The 4,181-nt window shown below is 66.4% G+C and carries 5 protein-coding genes; 4 read left to right on the forward strand and 1 reads right to left on the reverse strand.

All coding sequences use genetic code 11. The annotated features are described in order from the left end of the window. Positions 1-1,587 (forward strand): Na/Pi cotransporter family protein (locus Q7V15_RS00160; RefSeq protein WP_304752675.1); only part of this gene is annotated, 1,587 nt, incomplete at its 5' end. Positions 1,588-1,706: 119 nt separating this feature from the next. Here Q7V15_RS00160 and Q7V15_RS00165 read toward each other — a convergent pair. Then, positions 1,707-1,985: an HU family DNA-binding protein gene (locus tag Q7V15_RS00165; protein ID WP_304752677.1), complete on the reverse strand. Its 279-nt coding sequence runs from the start codon at positions 1,983-1,985 to the stop codon at positions 1,707-1,709. A 201-nt stretch (positions 1,986-2,186) separates the two neighbouring features. On the opposite strand from Q7V15_RS00165, the gene Q7V15_RS00170 reads away from it, so the two are divergent. The 3 genes from Q7V15_RS00170 to mazG form a co-directional block, all read left to right on the forward strand. Then, complete coding sequence (locus tag Q7V15_RS00170) at positions 2,187-2,954, forward strand: TIGR00730 family Rossman fold protein (protein ID WP_304752679.1); 768 nt, start codon at positions 2,187-2,189, stop codon at positions 2,952-2,954. An 82-nt stretch (positions 2,955-3,036) separates the two neighbouring features. Then, positions 3,037-3,564 (forward strand): hypothetical protein, encoded by a 528-nt coding sequence (locus Q7V15_RS00175; protein ID WP_304752682.1) that lies wholly within the window; start codon positions 3,037-3,039, stop codon positions 3,562-3,564. 71 nt (positions 3,565-3,635) lie between these two features. Beyond that, on the forward strand, positions 3,636-4,181 hold a 546-nt coding region (gene mazG / locus Q7V15_RS00180), incomplete at its 3' end, for a nucleoside triphosphate pyrophosphohydrolase (RefSeq protein ID WP_304752685.1).

Genomic DNA, 4,181 nt, shown 5'->3' on the forward strand with positions numbered 1-4,181 from the left:
CTGTTTCTCCTCGGCATGTGGCTGATGACCGAAGGGCTGAAGCTGGCGGCCGGCGGCGCTCTGCAGGCGGTACTGGAGTCCTGGACCCGGTCGGCGCCTCGCGGCTTTCTGGCCGGGGTCCTGATCACCGCCCTGCTGCAATCGTCCAGCGCCGTAACCGTGGCCACCCTCGGTTTCGTGAACGCGGGGCTACTCAACCTGGCGCAGGCTGTCTGGCTCATCATCGGGGCCAATGTCGGGACCACCATGACCGGCTGGCTGGTTGCCCTGGTGGGCGTGAAGATCGATGTGGGGGCGCTGGCCCTGCCCCTGATCGGATTTGGGATGTTGGGACGGCTGGCGTTCCGAGGTCGCTCCCGGCTTTATGGCGCCGGCCAGGCCATGGCTGGGTTTGGCGCCTTCTTCCTCGGCGTCGGCGTGTTGCAGAGTGGCTTTTCAGACCTCCTGAACGACGTGGGGCATCTGGTCCCGAGCGACGCCACCCTCGTCAGTCTCCTGGTCGCCCTGGCGGTTGGGGTTGTGGTCACAGTGCTGACCCAGTCCTCCAGCGCCGCCATCGCCCTCACCCTGACCGCCGCCGCCAGTGGGGAAATTCCGCTCGCCATCGCCGCCATGGCGGTGATTGGCACCAATATCGGCACCACATCGACAGCGATCCTGGCCGCCCTGAGCGCAACGCCGGCGGCGCGGCGGGTGGCGGTGGGGCATGTGATCTTCAACGCCGTCGCCGCGGTGAGCGCCCTGGCCCTGCTATCACCCCTGCTGTGGCTGAGCACCTGGTTGACGGCCAGTTTCAATCCGCAGGCTGAGACCCCGGCCATCCTGGCCATGTTCCACACCCTGTTCAATCTGCTCGGCGCGCTGATCATGGCGCTGATGGGAGGGCGCCTGATCGCCTTCCTGCAGCGGCGCTTCGTGACCGCCGAAGAAGATCTGGCCAAGCCTCGATATCTTGACTCCACCCTTGCCTCCGTGCCCGCGCTAGCGCTGCGGGGCTTGGTTCTTGAGGTTGAACGCATGCGGGAGGCCGCTTTTGAGATGGTCGCCCACCGGCGGCGCGTTGGTCTTTCCGGGGCCGCCGCCGAAGGGCAGTTGCTGCCCCTCGGGCGGGAGATCCGGAACTTTGTTGGCGAAATGAGCGCGGGCCCCCTTCCCGACGCGGTGACGGAGGCCCTGCCCGACGTGATCCGGGCTGTGCAGCACCTGGAGGAGATCGAGCGCGCGAGCCTGCGGCTTAAAGCGCCGCCCGCAGGCGCTGAGACGGCCTCCGCGAGCTGGGGCGAGCTGAGACAGGCCCTGGCGGATAGCCTGGAGGGGCCAGGCGTCGCCTTCCCCCACCTGGAGCCTGCCTGCGCCCGCCTGATCGAGACCACGGAGCGCGCCTATCAGCAGGTCAAGACCGATCTCCTGCAGGCCACCGCCCGCGGCGCCCTGCCCGTCGGCCAACTCGATAGCGCCCTTGAGCTCGCCGACGCCCTTCTCCGATGCGCCGAACTGGCGGCGAAAACCCATCGACGCCTGGGCCCCTGGGAGGGCCATCCCGACACGGCCCATGCTGAGGCGCAGCTTCAGCCCGTCGCGGAATAGAGGCGCCCTCCCCCGCAAAGAGCCGCTGGCGGACATGACAAAGGCCGGCGCCCGTGGGACGCCGGCCTTGATCGTGCCGCCGCCCCGTGGGGCGCAGCGTCTCTGGTCCGTGTCGGGCCTTAGCCGTTGACGGCGTCCTTGAGGGCCTTGGCCGGCTGGAACGACACCTTCTTGGAGGCGGCGATCTGGACGGCTTCGCCCGTTTGAGGATTGCGACCCGTGCGCGCCGGCTTGTTCTGCACCTTGAACTTGCCAAAGCCCGGCAGGGACACTTCCTCGCCGCTGATGGCGGCGTCGCGGATCGCGGCGAAAACGCCGTCCACGATCTGCTTGGCTTGCGCCTTGGTCAGCTTGTCGTCGGCCGCGGCGACGCGATCGATGATGTCGGAGGTGTTCATGGATGGCTCCAGGTTGAGAATCAGCTTCCGACACTGCCAAGGGCGGAAGCGGGTGTCACCTGAGCAAATGGTCCAATCGCCTTCGATTCAAGGGAATTTTTCTCCCCCACAGTGAATGTCGGTAAACCTTGGCCCGCACAGGCGGCTCATTTCGCAGACTGAGTATGGACCGCCTTGTACGACTCCGGGCACGGTTCAGCCATGTCGACGCCCCCTTTTCCGCCTGAGCTTGCCGCTCATCTCGCCTCCCCCTCCTACCGCCTGGCCGCCCGGGACCAGGATTTTCTCCTGGGAGATTCCATGCGCGGCGTGAGGTTCCTGCTGGAATACGCCAAGGCCGAGGAGGCCCTGCGGGCCTGGGGGGTCGTCTCGACCATCGTGGTGTTCGGCAGCGCCCGGGTGAGGCCGGACGGCCCCGGCCGTCAAGCCGACTGGTACGAGGCTGCCCGCAGCTTTGGCCGACTGGCGTCTGAGGTCGGCGGCGCATTGCTGGACGGTCGTGAGGGCCGCCACAATGTGATCGCCACAGGCGGCGGACCGGGGATCATGGAGGCGGCCAATCGCGGCGCCCACGAGGCTGGCGCCCCTTCGATCGGCTTCAATATCACCCTGCCCCATGAGCAGGCGCCCAATCCCTATTCGACCCCTGAGCTGACCTTCCAGTTCCACTACTTCGCCATGCGCAAGATGCATCTGGCCATGCGCGCCAGCGCCCTGGTGATCTTTCCCGGGGGCTTTGGAACCCTTGATGAGTTGTTTGAACTGCTGACCCTGCGCCAAGCGCACAAGAGCCCGCCGATTCCTATCGCCCTGCATGACCAGGCCTATTGGTCCCAGGTGATCAATTTCGACGCCCTGGTTGAACACGGCATGATCTCACCCCAGGATCTGGACCTGTTCGGCTATGCTGAAACGGCCAGCGACATCTGGACGCTATTGGAGTCGAAGGGGCTGCATGCGGTCGACTAGGTGGAAATTGACAGAGACCTGGGCGCCACAGTAGCGCCACGGTTTCGCCTCAACCTTCCCTCGATCAATCGGAGGCTGTTCCATGCGTGCCCTTCTGAGCGCCCTGTTGGCCGCCGTTCTGCTCGCCACCCCGGCCTTGGCCCAGCCCACGACGGGTCTGGCGGAGACGGCCCTGGCCCCGGCCGGGCCGACGGTCAGTGTCACGCTCAGCCCGGCCCTGCGGGCCGCCGCTCAGAAGACCTATGGTTTGCCGGAAGTTGAGGCCCTGGCAGAGCATCTACGGATGTCGGTCGAAAAGGACCTGGAGCGGATGGGGGTCATGGCCGGCGGCCGGGTGGAACTGGTGCTGGTCGACGCCAAGCCGAGCCGCCCCACCCGCGAGCAGATGCGATCCAAGCCGGGTCTCTCCTTCCGCAGCGTGTCCCTTGGGGGGGCTGCGATCGAGGGGCAGATGATCGCCTTTGATGGCGCGACCCTGCCGGTGAGCTTTCAGTGGTACGCGTCCGATCTGGCGGACTCCCGCCGTCAGGCGGTCTGGGGCGACGCCCATTGGACCTTCGAACGCTTCAGCCATCGTCTGAGCCGCGGCCAGCTCTACGCGCTCAGATAGAGGCCGGCGCTGGCGAGCCCCATCGCCATGGCCTATGTCTGGGTTGACGACGTCATCAGCCCTAGGATGCCATGCCTTCCCCTCTCCCTGCGCCAGAGACCCCGCCGCTGGAGCGCCTGCTGGCCATCATGGCGCGATTGCGTGATCCGAAGGATGGCTGTCCCTGGGATCTGGCGCAGACCTTCGCCACCATCGCCCCCTACACCGTGGAGGAGGCCTATGAAGTGGCCGACGCCATTGAGCGCAACGATCTGGCGGATCTGAAGGAGGAACTGGGGGACCTCCTGCTGCAGGTGGTGTTCCATGCCCGGATCGCCGAGGAAAGGGGCGCCTTTTCCTTCGACGATGTGGCCCGCGCCATCAATGACAAGATGATCCGTCGCCATCCCCATGTCTTTGGGGAGGAGTTCTACGCTACGGGCGAGGCTCAGACCGCCGCCTGGGAGGCCATTAAGGCGCAGGAAAGGGCCGGCAAGGGCCGCGACCAGAGCCTGCTGGATGACGTGCCCGCAGGCCTGCCAGCCATGACCCGGGCCGTGAAGCTGACCAAGCGCGCCGCTCAGGTAGGTTTCGACTGGCCAGAGGTCCCATTCGTGCTGGAGAAGCTGCGCGAGGAG

Source organism: Phenylobacterium sp., from assembly GCF_030651755.1.
In the GTDB taxonomy this organism is placed as follows: Bacteria; Pseudomonadota; Alphaproteobacteria; order Caulobacterales; family Caulobacteraceae; genus Phenylobacterium.